Below are 23,409 nucleotides of genomic sequence, written 5' to 3' on the forward strand. Positions count from 1 at the left end.
CATATCTGCATGCAGTATAATTAGACTGATAATTTTGAACAGCCTTTTTAAGTAACAAAGTGTTAAACCTGCAAAATTTTTAAAAAGTTTTAGAGTGTGTTGGCTGGATTGTTTTTGTTATGGATGTTTATTTTTTGTTGCAAAATAATGTAGGCTTAACGCATACTAAAGTTGTTTTTTACCTATTTTATTAAAAAACAATTTCCATAATCGTAATAATAAAACTCGTGCTGTAAGTTTATTAACTATACTCATTTTAAATATATGAACTAAGAGCAGGAATTTGTTGATGCACTGCACTTTTTTAAAGTGCGTAGCAACATAAAAGCACCTAGATGCATGGTGAAGTATGAATACTGCAAAACTAAAACAATTGTTATCTCACCAGCAGGATATATTATCTAAAATCGCGTTAGGCATTGCCTTAGACGATGTTTTACAAGATATTTGTTTAGCTATAGAGCAAGTTATTGAAGACAACTCTGCAAGATGCTCAATACTGTCTTTAACAGGTAATCAGTTATTTCATCGTGCTGCCCCAAATATTGACGATGAATATTTAAAGGCAATTAATGGTGTGTTTATAGGCCCTAATGTAGGGTCTTGTGGCACCGCGGCTTATAAAAATGAGCGAGTTATTGTGCAAAATATTGACCTTTCGCCCTTGTGGGAAGGTTACAAAGATTTAGCACACAGCTACGGTTTATATTCTTGTTGGTCAACCCCGATTATTTCAACCACCAGTGAAATATTAGGCACTTTTGCTATTTACCACGGGACCCCTAAAGCGCCTACACAGCAAGATTTAGAACTCATTGACTATTTTGTACACTTTTCTAGCATAGCACTTGAAAAAAGCGCAGAGTCGCTCAAAGCTAGGCAGCTAGTGACAGACCTGCAAAAAAGTAATGAAAAATTTAAAGCATTTACGCAAGTGATGCCCGATCTTATTTTGATTTTGAACGAAGAGGGCGTCTATACCGATATTTACGGTACCTCGAGTGACTTATTACTTGAATCGCCCACCGATTTAATTGGTCAAAATGTGCAAGACTTGTTCCCAGAAAAAGATGCCGACATGATCATGGGGATTATTAAAAAAACCATTCTCACCAATGAAATGCAAATATTTGAGTACGATTTAGCCGTGCCCAAAGGCCACATAACCTTTGAAGGAAGAGCGGCTGCACTTACTAACTACCAGCCAGAAAAACCAGAACTTAAGCACGTAGTGTGGATGGCAAGAGATGTAACCCTTCGCAAAAAAGCCGAGCAAGAAGTTCAACGGCTTGCGTTTTTTGATCCACTAACAGGGCTCCCTAATAGACGAATGCTCAGCGACAGCCTAGCAAAGTGTGTGGAGCGTATTAAACGCACCAAAAAAACGGGCGCATTGCTGTTTTTAGATGTTGATAACTTTAAAAGAATAAACGATTCATTAGGCCACGGCGCCGGAGATCAAGTATTAATAGAATTAGCAAAACGCTTAGGTGGCGTAATACGATCATCTGATACTTTAGCTAGAGTGGGCGGTGATGAATTTATTATTTTACTCGAATACATTGGCGAGCATAATCACCAAGCCTGTATTGAATCTGAAATAGTCGCTAAAAAAGTACAAGGCGTGTTTAATGATAAGTTTGCAATAGGGGAGCTGGCATTTCAAGTTAGCTGCAGTATAGGTATTTGCTTAATTAACGAAGAGCACACAGCCACCGATAATATATTAAAATTTGCAGATACCGCCATGTACCGCTCTAAGGCAAAAGGTGGCAATAGCTGCAGCTTTTATGACCCTAAACTGCAAACTTTACTCGAAAACCAAGCCGAATTAGAAACGGATATTGTAAGAGCAATCGCAAATAACGAATTTTGTGCGTATTTTCAGCCGCAAATTAGTATGCAAGGGAAGATAGTAGGTGCAGAAGCACTGATAAGGTGGATACACCCTAATAAAGGGGTTATTGCGCCTAATCAGTTTATTCCTATTGCAGAGCAATATGGCCTGATTCAAAAACTGCAAAACATAGTGCTTCGCAATATATGCAGCCTTATTAATCAACTTAATGAAAAAAACATGATAGATGAGCACTTTAGCGTATCTATAAATATTAGTCATATACAGTTTAATTCTGCGCAGCTTACCCGTGAGCTCTGCTCTACAATTAAAGAGTTCAATATAAAACCGCAGCATATTAAACTTGAGATCACCGAAACCATGCTATCGGGCGATATTGACAGCACAATAAAGCAAATGACGGAGCTACAAGAACAAGGTTTTGTGTTTTCTATAGACGACTTTGGTACAGGGTATTCCTGTTTAGCCCATTTAAATGCGTTCCCCGTAAAGGAAATAAAAATTGATAAAAGCTTTATCGATAAGATTTTAGATAAAGGCAAAGGCTTTAATATTGTTAATACGATTATAAGCCTGGGCAAAAGTTTAGACATTACCGTTGTTGCTGAAGGTGTAGAGCAAGAGGCGCAATTTGAGTTACTAAACTTGCTCAATGCAGATTGTATACAAGGCTATTTAGTCGCAAAACCTATGAATGCCAGTAACTATATTAAGTGGCATGCCCATCAATTAAAAAAGCAAAGCCTAAGTGCTTAGCAGGCTGTGCGTCGTTTTTGTAAATTAAGCTAACGTTTTAATAAAGCTATTTTTACCTTATTAAAACATTTTGTTTAAACAACACTAGGAACACGCGTATTAAGTATATATTATGAAGCCACTATAACGATTCAAAATAATAAAATGGACGACAAGAGATGCAGTTAGTCGAATTAACCCCTAAGGATCCTGATGTAGTTAATGTGTTTGCAGATATAGATAGACTGATAAACTCCTTATACCCCGTGGCTACAGCCCAATCTCTCAAATTAGAAGAATTAAGCAAAGACAACGTTTACGCAATTGGTTTAAAAAACGAAGATGGCATTATTGCCTGTGGCGCTATTGTTAAGCAAAATGACGGCGCGCTATATGGCGAAATAAGGCGTTTATACGTAAAACCAAGTTACCGTGGTAGAGGTTTTTCAAGACGCATAATGCAAAACCTCCTGCATTACGCCGGCGAAACAAAAATTCCACTTATCCGATTAGAAACAGGCCCAAAGCAAACCGAATCAATTAGTTTATATGAAGATTTAGGTTTTGCGCGCTGTGCAAGCTTTGGCTCGTATCAAGATAACCCACAAAGTGTATTTATGGAGCTTGCCCTGAGCCCTGAGCCAGAATAAATAAGCTATTTACTACTGTGTGCCTATAGCTGACTCTGTAGGCGCAAAAAATACTTCACTGTTTTTCACTGCTATCTTCGTATAAAATTCGCCACGTATATTTAATACCTGTGCACAGTAATACTTAATGATTTTAAGAGGCAAAACCTGGCTATAAACAAGCTTTTTTGCTTCAAAATAAATTACTTGATTAAGTAAACGGGTATAAACCTTTATTTAGCACTTCATAAGTGAGAATTTTATCTTTTTTAAAAGTAGCCCAAAACCAATGAGCGATTTAACAGTAGTAACCCACAGTGGTAATTTCCATGCCGATGACGTGTTTAGTATTGCGGTACTTAAGCATGTATTGCCTGCCTTTAACTTGGTACGAACCCGCGATAAAGCAGTAATAGAAAGTGCCGATATTGTTGTTGATGTAGGTGGCGAATACAACCCTGACACAGGACGCTTTGATCACCACCAACGCGGCGGCGCAGGCGAGCGCGAAAATGGCACGCCATACTCGTCATTTGGCTTAATTTGGAAAAAGTATGGTTTAGCACTGTGTGATAATAACCAAGCGGTGGCTGATAGAGTTGACGCTGGTTTAGTCTCTACAATTGATGCCATAGATTGTGGTTACGTTAAAGGTGTGGTTGAGGGCATAACGCTTAGCCAAACGCTTTCTATGTTTAATCCAACATGGGAAGAGGAAGGCAACTTTGATGAATGCTTTGATGAAGCCGTTGAGTTTGCTGCGCGTTTATTAACCCGTTTTATTGCCTCAGCAAAAGGAAGCATTAACGCCAAAGATATTGTTGCAAAAGCAATAGAAGAGGCAAAAGATCCCCGCGTGATTATTTTAGAAAAATACACACCATGGAAAAAAACAGTACACCATTTATCAAGCGACGCTTTATTTATGGTTTACCCTTCGCAAAACGGCCAATGGATTATTCAAACTGTACCAGTAGAGCCAGGCTCGTTTGAAGATAGAAAGTCACTGCCTAAAGCGTGGGCCGGTTTATCTGATGAAGAGTTTCAAGCTGAAACAGGCTTAGACGACGCCGTATTTTGCCACAATGGTTTATTTATAGCCGGTACTAAATCGTTCGAAAGTACAATGAAGCTGGCCGACGCGGCCCTAGCTGAGTAACCTGTTTTACTTAAATATGGGTAAAAATTTTTTACCCAGAATTCGCACTATTTTAGCTAAGTAACTAGTTTGCAGTTACTTAGCTTTATTATGCTCTCGTTATTTAAATCACGTGAGGTTTTATGTTTGAAGTAAAAACTATCGCGCTATTTATTATTACCGCACTGGCAGAAATTATTGGCTGTTACTTACCTTATCTTTGGCTTAAAGAAGATAAATCCATATTCCTTTTAATACCTGCAGCAATCAGTTTAGCGCTATTCGCGTGGTTGCTAACGTTACACCCAGCAGCCGCTGGACGGGTGTATGCCGCGTATGGCGGTGTGTACATATGCGTGGCTTTACTGTGGTTATGGGCAGTTGATGGCGTAAAGCTTACAATGTGGGATGTAGTGGGCGGGGCGGTTGCCTTACTGGGCATGGCTATTATTATTTTTGCACCTAAAAGCGCATAAAAATTAAGCCATATTAAAGGTAAAAAACGCCTTACAGGCCACTGTTAACGCATATATCGTGCAATTAAATTGCCAACTACTTTTTTATAAGTAAGCGTTAAAGCTGGATTATCTATTAAGCTTGTTTGTACAACATGCCCGGTATATAAGCCATAAAACTCATACGCAAAAATGCTCGGCTCTTTGTCTTGGCTAAAGTAGCCTTGTGCTTGGCAGTTAACTGCAAGTTTAGTGAGGTAGTTAATCATTTTTAAGTGTTGGTCTTGCATAAACTGCCTTACCAAACAGTTCGGGCTTGCTTTAAACTCTACCGACGCTTTAATGAGCGGGCAACTTGCCTGCTTACCAGGCGATACCGTATCTAAAAAATTGAGCCACTCAAGCCAACGTTGCTGAAAATTATTTAAATGAATTAACGCATCTTCATCAACAGATATATCAACAACCTGTTTTCTAAATTCTTCTTCGGTGTAGGCCAAAATAGCCACTTGCATATCTTCTTTATTGGTAAAGTGTGAGATCACCCCAGTACGCGACATGTTAGTCACTGCCGCTATTTTTCCTATCGACAAGCTATATAAACCATGTGCAGCCGCATAGGCCATTCCTTTGTGCAAAATATTGCGTTTTGTGCTCTCACTTTTTTTCATCGTTAATCCATAAAGCGTGTTATTTGGTCGTACACGTATTGGCTTTTTAAAATGCGCACGTGCCCCAGCTCTTGTGTGGCAACAAGTGTTGCGGGTGTGTTCTCAGTTAATAATTTTATTGCCTCAAAGCTTGCCACTGAGTCATTTTTATCATGAATAAACAACATGTTTTCGTTAATTTTATTTTTAGAATGATCAGGGTGAAGGTTTTGCCAGCTAATACCATATTTGTCTGACACCCTATTAAGCATATTTTCTAGCATGAGCTCAGAAATACCCACTTGCCTGACCTTAGCAAACATGGCTTCAAATATTTGTGCAGGGGCAGAGATCATCACAATTTTTTTATTCTCTAAATAATGAGGCGCTAAGTTTAACAAAGCAACACCGCCCATAGAGTGTGTAACGACTCTATTAATTGTAATATTTTGCCCATTAAAGTACTCAAAAGCCGCTGTTAGCCCCTGCATATACCCGTATAAGTGCGAGGTATTGCCGTGCGAATAGCCATGGCCTATGTGATCAATTGAGTAAACATTAAAGCCTTTTTCAAGCAATTCATCTATTAAAGCAGTAAACCGATTAGTGCTATCGGCCCAGCCATGAGATAAAAATACCGTTTTAGTGTTTTCGGCTTGGCTAAAATAGTACAGGTTTACAGCGCCAAGCTCGGTAGTAAGTTTAATATTAATTGGCTGTATACATGTTCTAAATTCGTATTGGCGTCGGCTATGCGGATTACAAAATACCTTCATGGCAAGGCGGGCACTGAGTTTAGGAAATGTTTTGGTCAAACCAAAAGTGGCAGCCTTTGTTATTTTAGAAAATTTAGGTGGCTTGTTTTGATTAAAATAAATTTGTTTCATGTTTATACCAAATAAGTACAGTTGTTCTATTTTATCTTAAAAAAGTACAGCTGTACTTATTTTTTAGCCGCATAACCAGCTTGCTTTACTAAAGGCGGTTAGCTGTAAAAGCTAAGGTGTAGGTGTTTTTTCTCTCAACACTAAAAATCACTCGTTACGAGTAAAAATACTTGTTGGACTTAAAAGTCTATTTTTCTTTTAATGCGCGCACTTGGCCGAACCGGCATTCATTAAATACAAGAGAAAGATAAATGAAAGAGACAACATCACTAGAACAAGCTCGCACGAGTTACAATGTTCGTCATTGGAGCCAAGGTTTTTTTGGTATTAATGATCAAGGTGATGTGTATGTTGCGCCAAAGGCTCACGCCCCAGAGCAAACTATTGCATTAACAGATATCGCAAAGCAGCTAGAAGAAAAAGGCTTAAGCTTACCGGCTTTAGTGCGCTTTCCACAAATTTTACATCATCGTGTGCACAGTTTATGTGGCGCGTTTAATACCGCGATTGAAAACTATGGTTACCCCAAAGACTACTTATTAGTTTACCCAATTAAAGTAAACCAACAACGCGAAGTGGTTGAAGAAATAGTAGCAAGCCAAGCCGAATTAGAAAAAAAACAATTAGGCCTTGAGGCGGGCAGCAAACCAGAGCTATTAACTGTTTTGGCAATGGCAGAAAAAACCAGTGCAGTGATTGTATGTAATGGCTACAAAGACAAAGAATATGTGCGCTTAGCACTGATTGGCGAAAAGCTAGGCCACAAAGTATACATAGTGCTTGAAAAGCTTTCTGAGCTAGACATGGTACTTAGCCAAGCAAAAGCGCTAAATGTTAAACCACGTATTGGTATTCGCGTTCGTTTAGCATCGCAAGGCAAAGGTAAGTGGCAAGCAAGTGGCGGCGAAAAATCAAAATTTGGTTTATCAGCGTCACAAGTTTTGCATGTAGTTAATCGTTTAAAAGATGCAGGCCAACTTGATTTAATGCAACTTGTGCATTTTCACTTAGGCTCGCAAATGGCAAACATTCGTGATGTGCGTTTAGGTGTGAGCGAAGCCGCGCGTTTTTACTGTGAGCTACGCAAATTAGGTGCAAGCATTGAGTGCTTAGATGTAGGGGGCGGTTTAGCTATTGATTACGATGGTACCCGCAGCCAATCGCATAACTCAATGAACTACAGCTTAGCTGAGTATGCAAATAATATTGTGTACACCATAGGTGATACATGTAAGCAATACGCGCAGCCTATGCCGACGATTATTTCTGAGTCGGGGCGTGCACTAACGGCGCACCATGCGGTGCTTATTTCTAATGTTATTGGTACTGAAAGTTACACGCCAGAAGAGTTAGTAGCGCCAGCAGCAGATGCACCGCTTTTATTAAATAATATGTGGGCCTCGTTTGTGCAGTTAACCGATTTAACGGATGACCGTGCACTGATTGAAATTTACCACGACAGCCAAGGGGATTTAGCAGAGGCGCATAACCAGTTTGCACTTGGACTTTTAGATTTAACGCAGCGGGCGTGGGCAGAGCAAGTTAACTTACGTATTTGTTATGAGCTTAACAAACACATGGATAACAAAAACCGTTTTCATCGTCCGATTATTGACGAGTTGAACGCACGTTTAGCCGATAAGTTTTTTGTAAACTTTTCGCTTTTTCAATCGCTTCCTGATGCGTGGGGGATTGATCAAGTGTTTCCGGTATTGCCATTAAGTGGCTTAACCGAAGCACCAAAAAAACGTGCTGTATTACTTGATATTACCTGTGATTCAGACGGCGCGCTTGAGCACTATGTTGATGGCCAAGGTATTGAAAGCACATTACCCGTACCTGAGTACAGTGCTGATAAACCTTACTTAATGGGCTTTTTCTTAGTGGGTGCGTACCAAGAAATTTTAGGTGATATGCACAATTTATTTGGCGATACGCACAGCGCTATTATAAATATGGATGAGCAAGGCGTTGCCAGTATTAGTGAGATAAACCAAGGCGATACCGTAGCCGATATGATGCGCTATGTACATTTAGATGTTGAGAGCTTTCAGCAGTCGTACGCGCAGTTAGTGTCTGCAAAAATAGATAAAAATGAACAGCAAAGCGTTTTAGACGAGTTGCAAAGCGGCCTTAATGGCTACACTTATTTAGAAGAGTTATAAGCAATGTCTAGCTTGTTTGGTCATGTTGACCACTCATTGTATTCAAACGGGATGACGTTTTTACGTCGTCCTATGGTGCAAAACATTAATGCCATTGATGCAGATGTCGTTGTACTAGGCTTACCCTTTGATTTAGCAACATCGGGTCGCCCCGGTGCTCGCTTAGGGCCCGATGCCATTCGCAGAGCGTCGGTACATTTAGCCTGGGAAGACACTAAATACCCGTGGACATTTCCTTTGTTTGAGCGTTTAACGGTTGCTGATGCGGGGGACTTTACTTATCCGGTAGGCGATCCTGAGTATTTTACGGCACAGCTAGAAATGGCTGCAGAGCAAATACTTCGCCAAGGGGCAACGATGTTAGGCCTTGGTGGCGATCACTTTGTAACGCTTCCGCTATTGCGCGCGCATGCAAAGATACATGGCAAAATGGCACTGGTTCATTTTGATGCGCACACTGATACATACAGCAATGGCTCGCGTTTTGATCACGGCACTATGTTTTATCATGCACCCATGGAAGGGCTGATTGATGTAGAGCACAGTATCCAAATTGGTATTCGTACCGACTTTGACCAATCAAAGCATGAGTTTGCAGTGATTGATGCAATGCAAGCTAACGATTTGCACGCTAATGAAATAGCAGCGCAAATATGTGAGCGAGTAGGCGACTTACCCGTTTACCTAACGTTTGATATAGATTGTTTAGACCCAGCATTTGCACCAGGTACAGGCACACCTGTATTCGGTGGTTTAACATCTGATAAAGTGCTTAAAATACTGCGCGCACTAAAAGGCATAAATATGGTGGGTATGGATGTGGTAGAGGTATCACCCTCGTACGACCAAAGCGAGCTTACCGCTATTGCTGCAGCAACAATTGCCAGTGAATTATTGCACCTGTGGACACATAAAAATAAGTATTAACGCTATAAGTTAAGCACTACAAAAAGGTATGCACTGGCATACCTTTTTTATTTTAGAGGTGTCGATTATTTTGCAGCTTAATTTCTTTTAACCAAATAAAACTTAAGCCAATCAGCGGCAGGTTAGTGGTTACCGGGTTAAAGGCTTCAATGAGTAATTGTGGCTGCATTACTACAACCGCTAACAAAAGCCCTACAAGGGCTAAAACATTTAAAATAACGATGTGCTTATTTTTATAAAACACTAATAAGCATAATCCAAATATAATTTCGCCAATACCCGCCGAACGTGTAATTAAGTCAGACACTTCTGCTGAAAAACCCGCACTACCAGTCATTAGTTTTTCAAGCGGGGCAATATGATAAAGCTTTGGAAAAAAGCCGTGGTATATCCAACTCAGCCCCACAATATAGCGAGCAATTTGTATATAACCGGGGTTATTTCCTCGCATTGTCTATTCGCTCTTGTGCACTTGGGTGGCTAGATAAATATTCGAGCAAATTATTTACCTTTTCAAGGTGTTCGTTTTCGCTGGTGTGCGCACCTTGTAATGCTTCAATGGCATCGGCAAAGTCGTTGCTTGAATACCCTAAGTTTTCAAGTTGAATGAGTGCATAGCTATCTGCCTCGCGCTCCATATCACGAGAAAACCCTTGCTGTGCAAAAGATGCCCCCGTACCTAGTACCACTTCTGCTATGCCTTCTAAATCACCAAATATAACCGCAAGTACAATGGTACTGGCTGCCGATTGCGCAGTCATGCGTACGCTATGCTGGTGGACTACGTGGCCAATTTCGTGAAGTAATACGGCTTTTAGTGCGTTGGGTTTATTGGCTAATAAATTTGCTAACTCATCGGTTACGACAATACGTCCATGGGGCATTGCAAACGCATTCGCTCCAAAGGCCTCTGATTTATAAAACGATAACCTATAAACCGATGGCTCAAGCGAGAGCGCATTAAGCATGGTATTAAAGTGTTGTTGTACTTTAGTTTGTTGCTCATTAGGCAGCTCACTGTCATCAAGCGCGAGCTTTTCAATTATGGTAAAGCTTTGTTCACCCATTTGCTCTACTACACTGCGCGGCAGAGTATCAACACTGTAAACAGCAATAGCGGGCACAACTTTATAAAGCATTAACCACATAAAAAGCGGTGTAAAAATAACGGCCGCGATAATAGCCCATTTACTTTTTTCAAGGCGCTCTAGTAGGTCATGCTTATTTGCTTTAAAAGGCCAGCGATAATTTACATCAGTAGGAATAAAGCGGCTGCCATCATTAAAATTTAGTTCATCAGCAAGCCCAGCTAGGCCAGAGGTGAGTGTTATATCGCTTATTGCATGGCTTGAAATAAGCTGGTCATCGTAGCTAATCTCAACACAGGTGTCGCGAATGTTAGCGACACCTTGCTGGTAATTGCTTGATGCCTTGGGGAAGTAATGTCCCTGTACGTGCATAATAAGCTCTTAGGTTAGCGATAGGTCAATATCAAATACATTGGCTGCTTCTTCAGCAAACGATGACTGCTCTTGCTGCGCGGTATCCACTAAATTTAGCGCACTTGGGTAAATATTAACGGTTGTAACCTCGGCAAGCATTCTCGATGTACGCACTTTGGTCCACGGGTAGGCAAGCCCTAAAGAAAACACGATTGCCAGCATATTGGTTAATAGTAATATGGCAAAAGGAATAGGCTTAAGCTCTGATTTAAATGATGCTACATCTTCAAATTGACTGTTATCAAAAATATGGTTACGAATAGCCGCAGCCCACACAGCGGTTACTATCGCAATCATAAATACGTAAGCAATCATTAATCCACCAAACATAACGCCCATTTTGGCTGGATCTTGTGCAGCTTGTTGATTTTCTACATTCATTAAATCAAGCCCAAATAAGCCTAATACAGCCATAAATATCACCATAGTGATAGAGCTCACCACAAAGCAAATAAGGGCGGTTAAGTAGTAGGTTTCACCTTTAAGGTTTACGGTTAATGGCGTGTCACCGTAGCTAATATTGCTATGTATGTACGTGTCGATACGTTTTAAAACATACGGCATTAATAAATAAAGGGTAAAAATACTGGCAATAGGTAAAAGAATAAAGTTAATGAAGGCTTCGCCGTAATCGCCTTTAAATGCAAAGCGTACATTTCGATGACGGGTCATACGCATATTAAAGCGCAGGCCTTGGTTAATAATCCACGGCATTAAAAAGATAAAAGCAACCGCAAATAGTAAGCCTACAAGAGGAAAAAAGCTGCTACCAAAGGAGTAAATTAAAAATACAATAACCGCTAAAATACGGCCTTTTAAAATTTGCATAGGGGTGGCTAAGTAGTCAAAGCTGTGTCCGTCAATGCGGGTGTGGCCATAAAAGTATCGCATTGTGCGCACTTTTGCCCAAGCCGAGTAAATACCTAAAGTAAGTACGCTCAGTAAAATATTGACTATCCAAATACCAAAAAACTCACCGCCTTTACCGCTAAACTGTACTTTGCCGCTAAAAATAGGGGCAGCAGGTTCACTTACTGCAGGGGTGGTTTCTGGGGGAGTAGGGTGTATTGATTCCATTAAAATTATATCCATGTTGTTTTTTTGTTAATTTACCTAAATTTGGTGCAAAGCTCAATCTTTAATAGCCTTACAGCCTACAATGGCGCTGCTTTTAATATATGTGGTGCTGCACTTTAAATCATCTCTGGTATACTAGGGCGATAATTTTATGGGGCTGTTATGATTTCAAAAAACCAACTCAAGCTTATTCGCCAACTTGGCCAAAAAAAGTACCGAAAGCAATATAATCAATACCTTGTACAAGGTGAAAAAAACGTACTTGAGTTGTTAAACAGCCCATTAAAGGCGGTTGATATATTTGCAACACAGGCGTTTATAAATACTCACCAAAACCAGTTTCCACATGTAGATTTTACGCCAGCAGAAGAAGAGTCGCTGACTAAAGTCAGTACCTTAGTGAGTAATAACGCGGCCATTGCAGTGGTTGATATGCCAAAGGCTGATTTACCTAATAATACCGGCTTAATATTGGCGCTTGATGGGGTTTCTGATCCGGGCAATTTAGGCACTATTATCAGAGTTGCCGATTGGTATGGCATTAAACATATAGTAACAAGTACCGACAGCGCCGATGCTTACAACCCTAAAACAATTAGCGCTACCATGGGTTCGTTTGTCAGAGTGTCGGTAAGCCAAGTAGAGCTACCTGAATACTTACGAACATTAAATATGCCTATTTATGGGGCATTTTTAGATGGGCAAAGCGTACATACAACGGATTTTAGCGCAAAGGGTGTATTGCTTATGGGCAGTGAGTCGCATGGCATACGCGAGCAGTGTGCAAAATTAGTAAGCGACAAAATAACCATACCGGCTTTTGGTGAGGCAGAGTCACTTAATGTGGCAATGGCCACAGGTATTATTTTAGATAACTTTAAACGCCAAGCTTAACTTTTTAACTGTTTATGAGTTAAATTGTTTGTAAGTAATAACAATAATAATCGGTAATAACAATAAGATGCGCTTAAGCACTATTAAATTAGCGGGCTTTAAATCGTTTGTAGAGCCCACTAAAATTCCATTTCCTGATCAAATGACGTGTGTTGTTGGGCCTAACGGCTGTGGCAAATCAAACGTGATTGACGCTGTGCGATGGGTGCTTGGTGAAAGCTCAGCTAAAAACTTGCGTGGCGATGCCATGACCGATGTTATTTTTAATGGCTCAACTAATCGTAAACCTATCTCGCAAGCCTCAGTAGAGCTTATTTTTGATAACACTCAAGGTGATTTACCTAATACATTTGCCGACAGAAACCAAATAGCGATTAAGCGTTTAGTAACACGCGATGGCCAATCGCTGTACTTTTTAAATGGGAGCAAATGTCGTAAGCGCGATATTACCGATATATTTTTAGGCACCGGGCTTGGCCCGCGTAGCTACGCAATTATAGAGCAAGGGATGATCTCGCGTTTAATCGAGAGCAAACCTCAAGAGCTACGCGTATTTTTAGAAGAAGCCGCGGGTGTGTCTAAATACAAAGAACGCCGCCGCGAAACGCAAACCCGAATTAAAAGTACCCGCGAAAACCTTGAGCGTTTACTTGATGTGCGCAAAGAATTACAAGCGCAACTAGATAAACTGGCTGTGCAGTCGGTTGATGCGAAAAAATACCGCGATTTAAAAGCGCAAGAGCGTACCTTAAAAGGCCAAGTGGCTGTATTGAAATGGCAAAAGCTGCATCAACAACAGCTTGAAAAAAGTGAGCAAATCAAAAAGCTTAATGAGCAAATCGCCTTTTTTAAAACGGCTCACTCAGGCCACGACGATGTGCTTGCAAGCCTAGAGGCTCAAGTAAATGCAGAGCAAGATGCGCTTAACGATGCGCAGCATCAGCAACACGTTACCCACACAGAGCTGACCCGCGCCGAACAACAACACATTAATATTAAACAGCAAACGCAAACACTTAAACAAAGTGTGGTTAAGCTTGAGCAGCGAAAGCTGCAAAGTGAAGCGCTAAAAACACAGCAGCAAAATGTGTGTGAGCAGTTAGCAGTGAGCCACCAAGAGATAAGCGAGTACAGTTTAGAGTGCAGCGAACAAGTTGAAGAGCTTACCCTTACACTTGCAGATTTAGCAGATGAAAAAAATAAGCACACAAACGCGTGGCAAAGCCTTAATCAACAACAACACGCGCTTAATAATAAAGTACAGGCGCAGCAAAGTAGTGTTAAGCAAACAGAGCAAGCCTTAACCCATGTAAACACACAGCTAAGCCAACTAAATAACCAAATTGATGATATTAAAAGTAGCCAATTAGAGCAGCAACTAGCCGAGCAACAAAAATACAAACAAACCCTAACTCAAGAGCTTGCCAGTAAGCAAACGGCACAAACACACTGCACCGCAGCGCTTAAAGAGCAAACCGATTTAGTAAATGACGCTGAGCAGCAACATCAGCAAAGCTTACAGCACGTTAATGAGCTAAAAGCTCGCATTGCTGGGCTTAAAAGCAGTTTAGGGATTGAAGATGATAATAAGCAGCACACTTTATTTAATCAATTACAGGTAAAACCAGGGTTTGAACATATAGTTGAACAGGCACTGCAAACGCTTGAGCACCTAAACGTAGCTGATGTGCAAAGCAACAATAGTGTGTGGCCTCACAAAAGTGAAATACCAGTCAATAGCGTTGCGGCGTTGATTACTGAGGGTGTTTACCCTGATTTACTGACCCGTATTGCGTACAGCGAAAACGCCGAACTCGCTGTGTTAAAAGATACGTTTTATATTGCGGTTATGGATAAAAGCGGTGCTTTACATGCTCGAAACTGGCACCGTAGCGCAGACAAAAACGCCGAAAACTCACAACTTTTAAAACACACACAGTTAAAGCAAAAAACAGCGAGCTTAGTAGAGGCCGAAAATACCCTCGCAAGGGATTTTGAGAATCTTAATGCGCTAAAAACACAGCAGCAAAAGCTGAGTGATGAGTTAGCGGTACTTAAAAACGCAATTCATCAATTAGCACAAAACATTGCCGTGGCCACTACGCGCAGCGACATGTTAAAAGAGCAAGTAGCACAATTTTTACAGCAACTAGAAAAGTACCAGCAACAAAAGCGTGCATTAACCACTGAGCAATCACAATTTTTAAAAACGCGCGATGAGCACAACAGTGCGCTTGAAGTGTTACATCAACAGCAACGTAATTTAGCTGACGAACTGGCAAGCGCCGACGCCGCTTGCACACGCAGTAATACTGCATACAGCCAAGCTGCAGCTACACTTGAGCAATATAAAACACAAGCGCATCAGGCCACGTTAAAAGAGCAAAAAGCACACAGTGAGTGGCAGCTTAGTCAAACAAAGCTTAATCATGCTGAGCAAGAACTCATGAGTGCGCAAGAAGAAGCAAAAGAGCTGCAAGCGCAAATGGAAGCGTTGCTTATACCCGAGCAAGAGCTCACTGAGCAAATAGCACAGCTTTTAATAAAACATCAGCAGGGCGAAGCTAGCTTGCTTGCGTTACAAAAAAAGCTTAACGAGGTAAAGCAAACACTTATAAGTAAACAAGCCAGCCTTAAGCACTCTCAAGGTGAGCTGACAGGTTTGCAAGAACAACATCAAAAGCTAAGTATTGAAGAGCAAAGCCTAATTATAAAAGCGCAGGCAGCACTTGAGCCGCTTGAAGAATTAAAGCAAAGTTTAAAAAGTGTTTTAGATACACTGCCTGATTCACTGAGTTTAAATGCAGCGCAAAATCAGATCAGTGGGCTTGTGCATCAATTAGATAAGCTAGGTCCAGTTAATTTAGCCGCAATAGATGAGTTTGAACAAGCTAAAGAGCGCAGCGATTATCTGAATAATCAACTTGAGGATTTAACCAAAGCGCTAAATACGCTTGAAGGGGCGATTCGTAAAATTGACAGCGAAACCAAAACACGCTTTAAAGCTACCTTCGATCAAGTGAGCAACGACTTTGCCGAGCTATTTCCAAAAGTATTTGGCGGTGGTAGCGCGTATTTAGAATTAACCAGTGACGATTTACTCGAAAGTGGTGTTAGTATAATGGCACAGCCGCCAGGCAAGAAAAATTCGACAATTCATCTGTTAAGTGGTGGAGAAAAAGCGCTGAGCGCATTATCATTGGTGTTTTCTATATTCAGGCTCAATCCAGCTCCATTCTGTATGCTGGATGAAGTAGATGCGCCGCTTGATGATGCTAACGTGGTACGCTTTTGCCGTTTGGTTGAAGAAATGTCACAATCGGTGCAGTTTATTTATATTAGTCATAATAAAATTGCGATGGAAATGGCAGGGCGTTTAACTGGCGTTACTATGGCAGAGCCAGGCGTATCACGCATGGTAGCAGTAGATATAGAACAAGCAGTGCAACTTGCACACACATAACAGTTTATTTTAAGCGTATTAGTGTTAATTAATACACGGGTTTAGGCATAACAAATAATAAAAGGTGAGGGGATGGCCGAAGAACTAAGATTGGTTTTAATTGTGATCAGTGTACTTGTCATAGGTGGCTTATTAGTACATGGTTTATGGTCAGTTAGAAAAAAAGACAGCCCAGAGGTAGCGCCTTCAGAGCGGGTTGAACCAATGCAAGATACACCTTCGCATACACCAGTTGAACCTAAAGAGCCGGTTGTTGCCCAGCGAGATGAGCCGCAATTTGGTGAGCTAAACTTTGATGCAAACGAGCCGCAAATAGATACTAGCGTGGCGCAAACACCCATTGAAGACGACCTGCAAGTAGTTCAAGAGCCAGAGCTAGAACCAGATCCAGAGAGCGAAAAAGAAGCGCCAGCAGATGTGTCTGACTTTGTTATTGTGCATATTCAAATGCCTGAGGGGCTAAGCATGCAAGGCAGTAAGTTATTGCCTGCAGTAAATACTTTAGGATTTAAATATTCAGAAGAAGGCTTTTTTAATCGCCACATAGACCCTGCAGGGCAAGGTCCAGTGTTATTTAGATTAGTAAATATGTATAACCCAGGTACGTTTGATATTGATAATATGGAACAGTTTAGCACCGAAGGGGTTAGCTTATTTATGACTTTACCTTGTGAAGGCGACGGGCTAGCTGCTTTTAATATGTTACATAGCGCAGCTAAGAAAATTGCCGATGAATTTGGTGCACAAATTTTAGATGCCGAGCGTGAAGAAATGACCGTTGAGCGCGTTCGTCAGTATGTTGAGCAGGTTCGTGCATTTTCTGCGTAATTTATACGCACACATTATTGTTATTAAGCCACTTACCTAAAAGTGGCTTTTTTTATGTTTTTTGAGGTTTAAATGTCTAGCAGCATTAGTGAGCAAATTAATCATCTTCGTAGTACGTTAGAGCAACACAACTACAATTATTATGTCCTTGATACACCCAGTATTCCTGATGCAGAATACGATAGACTATTGCGCGAGTTAAGCGCCCTTGAAAGAGAAAACCCAGAATTTTTAACGCCTGACTCACCCACTCAAAAGGTAGGAGGCGCTGCGCTGAGTAAATTTGAACAAGTTGCTCACCAAGTGCCTATGTTATCGCTTGATAACGCCTTTAGTGAAGAAGAATTTAGCGCCTTTAACCGCCGTATTAAAGAGCGTTTAATGAGCCAAGATGAGCTCACTTTTTGTTGTGAGCCTAAGTTAGATGGCTTGGCTGTGTCGATTATTTACCGTGACGGCGTGCTTGTGCAGGCCGCAACTCGTGGCGATGGTTTTACAGGCGAGAATATCACACAAAATGTAAAAACAATCCGCAATGTGCCCCTTAAGCTGCGTGGCGATTACCCCGCAGAGCTTGAAGTACGTGGCGAAGTATTTATGGATAGCGCAGGGTTCGAAAAACTAAACAGCGAAGCCGAAAAACGTGGCGAAAAAGTATTTGTAAATCCTCGAAATGCAGCCGCAGGTAGTCTACGCCAGCTTGATTCAAAAATTACCGCTAAGCGCCCGCTAATGTTTTATGCGTATAGCACAGGGCTGGTGGCCGATGGCACAATCCCTGAGGATCACTACCAACAATTGGCAAAATTAACTGATTGGGGTTTACCGCTGTGCCCAGAAACAAAGTTAGTTGAAGGTACGCAAGCGGCTTTAGATTACTACACTGATATTTTAACGCGCAGAAGCGAGCTTAAATATGAAATTGATGGCGTAGTAATTAAAATAAACCAAAAAGCCTTACAAGAGCGTTTAGGGTTTGTTGCACGTGCACCGCGCTGGGCAATTGCTTATAAGTTTCCTGCCCAAGAAGAAATAACCCAGTTACTTGATGTAGAATTTCAGGTTGGCCGCACAGGCGCTATAACGCCGGTAGCGCGTTTAGAGCCTGTATTTGTAGGCGGTGTTACGGTATCAAACGCAACGCTGCACAATGGCGATGAAATAGCCCGCTTAGGCGTAAAGGTAGGCGATACAGTAATTATACGCCGCGCCGGCGATGTTATTCCGCAAATTACACAAGTAGTACTTGAGCGCCGCCCAGATGATGCACGCGACATTGTATTTCCTGCCAGTTGCCCCATTTGTGACTCACACGTTGAAAAAGTAGAAGGCGAGGCCGTGGCTCGTTGTACCGGTGGCTTAGTGTGCCAAGCTCAGCGTAAACAAGCGATAAAGCATTTCGCATCACGCAAAGCGCTTGATATAGATGGCTTAGGCGACAAAATAGTTGATCAGCTGGTTGATAGAGAGCTGGTAAAAACCCCCGCAGATTTATTTATATTAAAACAAGGTCACTTTGAGTCACTTGAGCGTATGGGCCCTAAGTCGGCTAAAAACTTAGTGGATGCGCTTGAAGTTGCAAAAACAACTACGCTTGCAAAGTTTTTATATTCGCTGGGTATTCGTGAGGTAGGCGAGGCCACAGCGCAAAACTTAGCAAATCATTTTTTAACACTTGAAAAGGTAACCCAAGCAAGTATTGAAAGCCTTACACAAGTGAGCGATGTAGGCGTTATTGTAGCAACTCATGTTCGAGGCTTTTTTGATGAGCAACATAATGTAGATGTGGTTAATGCTTTAATTGAACAAGGTATTAATTGGCCAGCGCTAACGCCGCCTTCAGAGGATGAGCAACCCTTAGCTGGGCTAACCTATGTATTAACTGGCACTCTTAATACTTTAAACCGAAACGATGCTAAAGCACGCTTACAACAGTTAGGTGCAAAAGTAGCCGGTAGTGTGTCGGCTAAAACAGATGCATTGGTGGCGGGCGAAAAAGCCGGCTCTAAATTAACTAAAGCACAAGATTTAGGCATAGACATACTTAGCGAAGACGACTTAATTGCACTGTTTGATAAGTACAATGCTTAGGGTAGTAAAATGAGCCGATATGGACCCGAGTACTGGGATAAATACGGAAGCTACCGTACGCCAATTGCATTTCATCTGAGTTTATTGGTGTTACTACGTGCGTATTTTATTTGGGTTATAGCGGCGCTGAGTCGTCGCCCTGAGCTTGATTTAATGTCGCTATTTTTTAAATCTAAAAACGATTTTTTTATCGCAATTTCGATTGGCGCTATTGCGATAGTGCCCACTTTTTTATTTTGCTTAAGACGACCGCGCGACTCTCATCAGCAAAGTGCGCGTTTAGCGATGGTGTGGCGCTACATGCGCTGGCCGTTACTGGTGTGCGCAATAACTGACTTAAGCTGGTTAACAATACAAGCTGCACATAGTCATTACAGGTTTTCACTATTTTTAGCTGTGCAAATGGTGATTGTGTTTTGGGTAATGTGGTACTTGGCAAAGAGTCGTTATTTGCAGGTGTTTTTTAACGATTGGCCAGAGCCTACCGAAAAAGCAGATGATAAAAACGCTAAATAAAAGGGAGCTAAATGGATAACATTAATAAAAAAATTGCCCTTGTAGTGCTTGGTATTGGCATTATTTTAGGCGCTTTGGTGTTGTTTACATCGTTAACTGATCATATTTGGTTTTCTGCCGTAATAGGATTATGGTTATTTGTGTTTTGTTCGTGTTGTTACAGGCTGACACCCGCCTTTAAAAAGCGCAATACGCTTGATAATTTTATTCAGCGCGATGCACAGCACTTAATGTTATTTAGCTTGGCAGGTTTTTTTGATAAAAAATTTGGCCCGCAATGGCTTGTTATTGGCAACATTGAACATATAGAAAGTAAGAACGATGAGCTTATTATTCATAGCAATAACGAGCGACAATTTAGTGTAAGTTTACCCGCACAAAAAAATGACATAGACGCCTACATGAAGCGCATACTTTCAGATCACGAAAAGCAAACTATTCGCTTTAGTTAGGGGCTGTTGAACTTTGCGGATTAAAGTTTGTTCAAACTAGGGGCTATTTAATCGCGGCGCGAAGTTTGTAACCTAGTGGGCTAAGTAAAAGCTGAGCAACAAAGAGTAAATAGCCCCTAGGTAGAACCCGTTGGGCAGCGCCTGTTTGGCATTAATGCTACGTTATCGCCCAATTATGGGGAATAACCACACTGCATAGGCTCTGCCTTGGCTAAATACCAAACAGACTGCGGCAAATTTAACCTTAAAAGATCAACAGACCCTAATCACTTATTAATACCGAAGGAGGCTATTATGCTTACTTGGAATGATGTTATAAATTTTGCCAATAATGGCAATCCTACGCCACGCGAAAAGGTTGTAAAAACAGACGCGCAATGGCAGGCAATGCTAAGTGATGAGCAATACTATGTGGCACGTAAAAAGGGCACAGAACGCCCACACAGCTCACAAAGTTGCACATTACTAGAACCGGGTAAATACGCGTGTGTATGCTGCGATAATTTACTTTTTGATGCCGATGAAAAGTTTGATAGCGGCACAGGCTGGCCATCATTTACGCAGCCTGCAACTGTCGATGCAATTGGTTATGTGAACGATTTAAGCCATGGTATGCAGCGCGTTGAAGTGGTGTGTAATGTGTGTGATGCACACTTAGGGCATATTTTTCCTGATGGGCCAGCACCGTCGGGTTTGCGCTATTGTGTAAATGCCGCTGCAATGAAAAAGCTTTAATTATATAGTTAGCCTTCAATCTAGATAAAACAGCTATTTTTAGCCGCTAGTTAGCGCTAGGGGGATTGAATATCGAGTTTCATTTCTTTTGCCATATGCAAAATTTTATCTAATCGCTGCGACTGATCTGGCTGCAGTGTAGAATTACTCAAAAGGGCGTAACACTTTTTAGCAATAACCAAGTTAAAAGTGCCGCCTTTTTGTTTTGTCGAATCAAACAAACACTGTAATAAATTAAGCGCAATGCTTGGGTTACGCGGCATTACTCTAAATGCTTGCGTAAACGCCTCTAGCGCCGTATTTAATTGCCCTCTATTAAATTGAGTTACTGCATGGTTGTTAAGCTCTTTAGGGCCCATTTTAATGTCGCGACGCTCACTTTGCTGCTGTTGAATGTAACGCAGGTAAGTTGTATCACTCATATTGGGGTGGCGCTCACAATGGCTAATTATTTGGCTAAATAATGTTTGTGCTTTTTGATGAAAACCCAGCTCGTGAAACGCTTTTGCTTTATCAAGCGCCCCATCTACAGAGCGTATTAACGTATCGTCGTCATCAAGTTGCTCTATCAAGCGCTTGGCTTTTTGGTGCTCGTCTTTTAAATAGTGTAAACGCGCATTAAGTACATCAATTTGAGATTGGTTTGCGCTGTTAGGAAACTGCTTTTTTAAATCATTTATGTATTTATTAGTTTGACGCGAAATACGTTGTATTTGGTCTGTTTGATCTGTGGTTAAAGCAAAGTCTATACCGGCACGGGCTGCATTGAGATAGATGTCGGGGCTGTCATGAATAGAATGACGCGCATAGCTGGCTATGTCTTTTTGGGTTAAATAGCTCTTTTCGTAATCGTGGTTTATTAACGAAACATTGCTTAACGATTTTTGTCTTTGGATGTTACGTGGTGCGATATCGACTGCTTGGCTTAAAAAATCTTGTGCCAATTCAAATTGGTTTAGTTTTATTTCTAATCGGCCGAGTAAATCCAGTGCAACTAAACGTGTTTCATGGCGCTCAAGCATGGTTTTTAACATGCGTTGAGCAAGAATATGCTCATTATTAGCAATCAGGGCTTCTACTAAACCAACTTTGGCCCAGGCAAATTTTTGTATGTCTAGCACCGAGGTAAAAAAGTCTTTAGCTTCTTCACTGCGGTTTAGCCTAAGCAATGCATCTCCTTTTAAGCGAAGGAGGATAGGGCTGTATATATTGTTTTTTTTATTTAAAGTGGCATCGATTACTTTTATTGCTTTAGAGTCGTTGCCATCATCTACTAAGGTATAAATGCTCTGAAGCTCATTTTTACGTTTTAGAATACGCTCAATCCGCGTTTTTAACTCTTGTACCGTAAATGGCTTTACCAAAAAGTCGTCGGGTTGAAGCTCTAAAACGCTATGCACTAGCGCACCACTGGTTTCTGCAGAAATAAAAATAAACGCGGTGGAGTTTTTTATCAGTTGCTTAACACGGAGTTCTTCGTAGAGTTGGTAGCCGTCTTGGTGTTTGCTTAAATTAAATGAACATACAATTAAATCAAATTGCTCAACCAAACATTGCTCTTTTGCTGCAATTGCATGATCGGCAAAGTGCAATTGCCGAAAGCCAAGCCTTTCTAGCGACTGTTTCATATAGCTTTGAGCGAGGGGCTGCTCTTCCACTATCAGTATTTTGGCTTTGGCGTAGATCTTAGTTGGCATTGGCTTACATGTTGTTTGATTTATCACAGACTATAATCAACAGTTTAGCTGCTTACAAGGGAATTTAATTAATAGCCGAGGTTATTAGAAGATTAAGTTATTTTCATACGTTTAGATGGCTTCATATTATCCTGGCCTTAGCGATTTAAAACCATTGCTTAATTAATAGGTAAAAAGCAGCTCTAAATAATAGTTAAAATAATCTAGGTTTTTGTGGAGTGTTTATATGTGGTGGGTGATTACTTGGCTTGAACCAGTGACCCTCGCCTTTATTTGTAAAGGACGGCGATGCTCTCTTTTTCTTATAACTGAGTTAATTACCCAAATAGGATTTTTATAATAATTATTAAGAAGAGTTTAGATGCTTTAGAATTGTTTATATGTGGTGGGTGATTACTTGGCTTGATACCGTTAACCCTCGCCATTATTTATAAAAGGCGGCGATGCTCTCTTTTTCTTATAACTGAGTTAATTACCCAAATAGGATTTTTATAATAATTATTAAGAAGAGTTTAGATGCTTTAGAAGTGTTTATATGTGGTGGGTGATTACTTGGCTTGATACCGGTAACCCTCGCCTTTATTTGTAAAGGGTGGCGATGCTCTCTTTTTCTTATAACTGAGTTAATTACCTTTATATAATTTTATAGCGTATAGATTAATCGTTTTGCACAAGACAAATTAAGAGTGATATTTTTGGAAGTTTTTAAC

General features: G+C 40.9%; 19 protein-coding genes. 13 read left to right on the forward strand and 6 right to left on the reverse strand.

The window, feature by feature from the left end:
- Positions 1–349 precede the first annotated feature (349 nt).
- The 4 genes from SJY38_RS04240 (at position 350) to SJY38_RS04255 (ending at position 4,836) form a co-directional block, all read left to right on the forward strand.
- Complete coding sequence (locus SJY38_RS04240; RefSeq protein ID WP_377109326.1) at positions 350–2,614, forward strand: EAL domain-containing protein; 2,265 nt, start codon at positions 350–352, stop codon at positions 2,612–2,614.
- A 158-nt stretch (positions 2,615–2,772) separates the two neighbouring features.
- Complete coding sequence (locus SJY38_RS04245; RefSeq protein WP_004588851.1) at positions 2,773–3,243, forward strand: GNAT family N-acetyltransferase; 471 nt, start codon at positions 2,773–2,775, stop codon at positions 3,241–3,243.
- A gap of 268 nt (positions 3,244–3,511) precedes the next feature.
- Positions 3,512–4,381 carry an MYG1 family protein gene (locus SJY38_RS04250; protein ID WP_054983440.1) on the forward strand — a complete coding sequence of 290 codons (870 nt, stop codon included), beginning with the start codon at positions 3,512–3,514 and terminating at the stop codon, positions 4,379–4,381.
- A 122-nt stretch (positions 4,382–4,503) separates the two neighbouring features.
- On the forward strand, positions 4,504–4,836 hold the full coding sequence (locus SJY38_RS04255) for a YnfA family protein (RefSeq protein WP_029772735.1): 333 nt from the start codon (positions 4,504–4,506) through the stop codon (positions 4,834–4,836).
- A gap of 44 nt (positions 4,837–4,880) precedes the next feature.
- Here the strand turns inward: SJY38_RS04255 and SJY38_RS04260 are convergent, their stop codons facing one another.
- A complete protein-coding gene (locus SJY38_RS04260; RefSeq protein ID WP_377109327.1) occupies positions 4,881–5,486 on the reverse strand; it encodes a TetR/AcrR family transcriptional regulator in 606 nt (201 codons plus the stop codon).
- A gap of 2 nt (positions 5,487–5,488) precedes the next feature.
- Positions 5,489–6,352, reverse strand: a complete 864-nt coding sequence (locus tag SJY38_RS04265; protein ID WP_096739346.1) for an alpha/beta hydrolase — start codon at positions 6,350–6,352, stop codon at positions 5,489–5,491.
- A gap of 251 nt (positions 6,353–6,603) precedes the next feature.
- Here SJY38_RS04265 and speA point away from each other — a divergent pair, with 251 nt between their 5' ends.
- Together speA and speB are read left to right on the forward strand one after the other, a co-directional pair.
- Positions 6,604–8,517, forward strand: coding sequence for a biosynthetic arginine decarboxylase (gene speA, locus SJY38_RS04270; RefSeq protein WP_377109328.1), 1,914 nt, complete (start codon positions 6,604–6,606; stop codon positions 8,515–8,517).
- Positions 8,518–8,520: 3 nt separating this feature from the next.
- Entirely contained in the window at positions 8,521–9,444 is a 924-nt protein-coding gene (speB, locus tag SJY38_RS04275) for an agmatinase (protein ID WP_289107100.1), read from the forward strand.
- Positions 9,445–9,496: 52 nt separating this feature from the next.
- On the opposite strand, the gene SJY38_RS04280 is transcribed toward speB, so the two are convergent.
- From SJY38_RS04280 to SJY38_RS04290, 3 genes are read right to left on the reverse strand one after another with little or no spacing between them, the layout of a single operon-like run.
- Positions 9,497–9,895, reverse strand: a complete 399-nt coding sequence (locus tag SJY38_RS04280; protein WP_096739348.1) for a DoxX-like family protein — start codon at positions 9,893–9,895, stop codon at positions 9,497–9,499.
- Positions 9,882–10,904, reverse strand: coding sequence for a M48 family metallopeptidase (locus tag SJY38_RS04285; protein ID WP_377109329.1), 1,023 nt, complete (start codon positions 10,902–10,904; stop codon positions 9,882–9,884). The genes SJY38_RS04280 and SJY38_RS04285 overlap by 14 nt, the downstream gene beginning before the upstream one ends.
- Before the next feature lie 9 nt (positions 10,905–10,913).
- The gene (locus tag SJY38_RS04290; protein ID WP_126007622.1) at positions 10,914–12,023 is read right to left on the reverse strand and encodes a YjgN family protein; all 1,110 of its coding nucleotides are present in this window, start codon (positions 12,021–12,023) and stop codon (positions 10,914–10,916) included.
- Between the two features lie 162 nt (positions 12,024–12,185).
- Between SJY38_RS04290 and SJY38_RS04295 the strand changes: the two genes are divergently transcribed.
- From SJY38_RS04295 to msrB, 7 genes are all read left to right on the forward strand, one after another.
- Positions 12,186–12,917 (forward strand): RNA methyltransferase, encoded by a 732-nt coding sequence (locus SJY38_RS04295; RefSeq protein ID WP_289107104.1) that lies wholly within the window; start codon positions 12,186–12,188, stop codon positions 12,915–12,917.
- Positions 12,918–12,984: 67 nt separating this feature from the next.
- A complete protein-coding gene (locus SJY38_RS04300) occupies positions 12,985–16,380 on the forward strand; it encodes a chromosome segregation SMC family protein (RefSeq protein WP_377109330.1) in 3,396 nt (1,131 codons plus the stop codon).
- A gap of 72 nt (positions 16,381–16,452) precedes the next feature.
- A complete protein-coding gene (zipA, locus tag SJY38_RS04305) occupies positions 16,453–17,208 on the forward strand; it encodes a cell division protein ZipA (protein ID WP_289107106.1) in 756 nt (251 codons plus the stop codon).
- 72 nt (positions 17,209–17,280) lie between these two features.
- Positions 17,281–19,299, forward strand: coding sequence for an NAD-dependent DNA ligase LigA (ligA, locus tag SJY38_RS04310; protein WP_289107108.1), 2,019 nt, complete (start codon positions 17,281–17,283; stop codon positions 19,297–19,299).
- A gap of 9 nt (positions 19,300–19,308) precedes the next feature.
- The gene (locus SJY38_RS04315; protein ID WP_004588866.1) at positions 19,309–19,815 is read left to right on the forward strand and encodes a DUF2919 domain-containing protein; all 507 of its coding nucleotides are present in this window, start codon (positions 19,309–19,311) and stop codon (positions 19,813–19,815) included.
- A gap of 11 nt (positions 19,816–19,826) precedes the next feature.
- On the forward strand, positions 19,827–20,267 hold the full coding sequence (locus tag SJY38_RS04320; protein WP_055018776.1) for a hypothetical protein: 441 nt from the start codon (positions 19,827–19,829) through the stop codon (positions 20,265–20,267).
- A gap of 294 nt (positions 20,268–20,561) precedes the next feature.
- The gene (gene msrB / locus SJY38_RS04325; protein WP_064384881.1) at positions 20,562–21,002 is read left to right on the forward strand and encodes a peptide-methionine (R)-S-oxide reductase MsrB; all 441 of its coding nucleotides are present in this window, start codon (positions 20,562–20,564) and stop codon (positions 21,000–21,002) included.
- 56 nt (positions 21,003–21,058) lie between these two features.
- Here msrB and SJY38_RS04330 read toward each other — a convergent pair whose 3' ends face one another.
- Complete coding sequence (locus tag SJY38_RS04330; RefSeq protein ID WP_289107110.1) at positions 21,059–22,699, reverse strand: tetratricopeptide repeat-containing response regulator; 1,641 nt, start codon at positions 22,697–22,699, stop codon at positions 21,059–21,061.
- Positions 22,700–23,409 lie beyond the last annotated feature (710 nt).

This window comes from Pseudoalteromonas sp. R86517, assembly GCF_042466295.1.
Classification (GTDB): Bacteria; Pseudomonadota; Gammaproteobacteria; order Enterobacterales; family Alteromonadaceae; genus Pseudoalteromonas; species Pseudoalteromonas atlantica.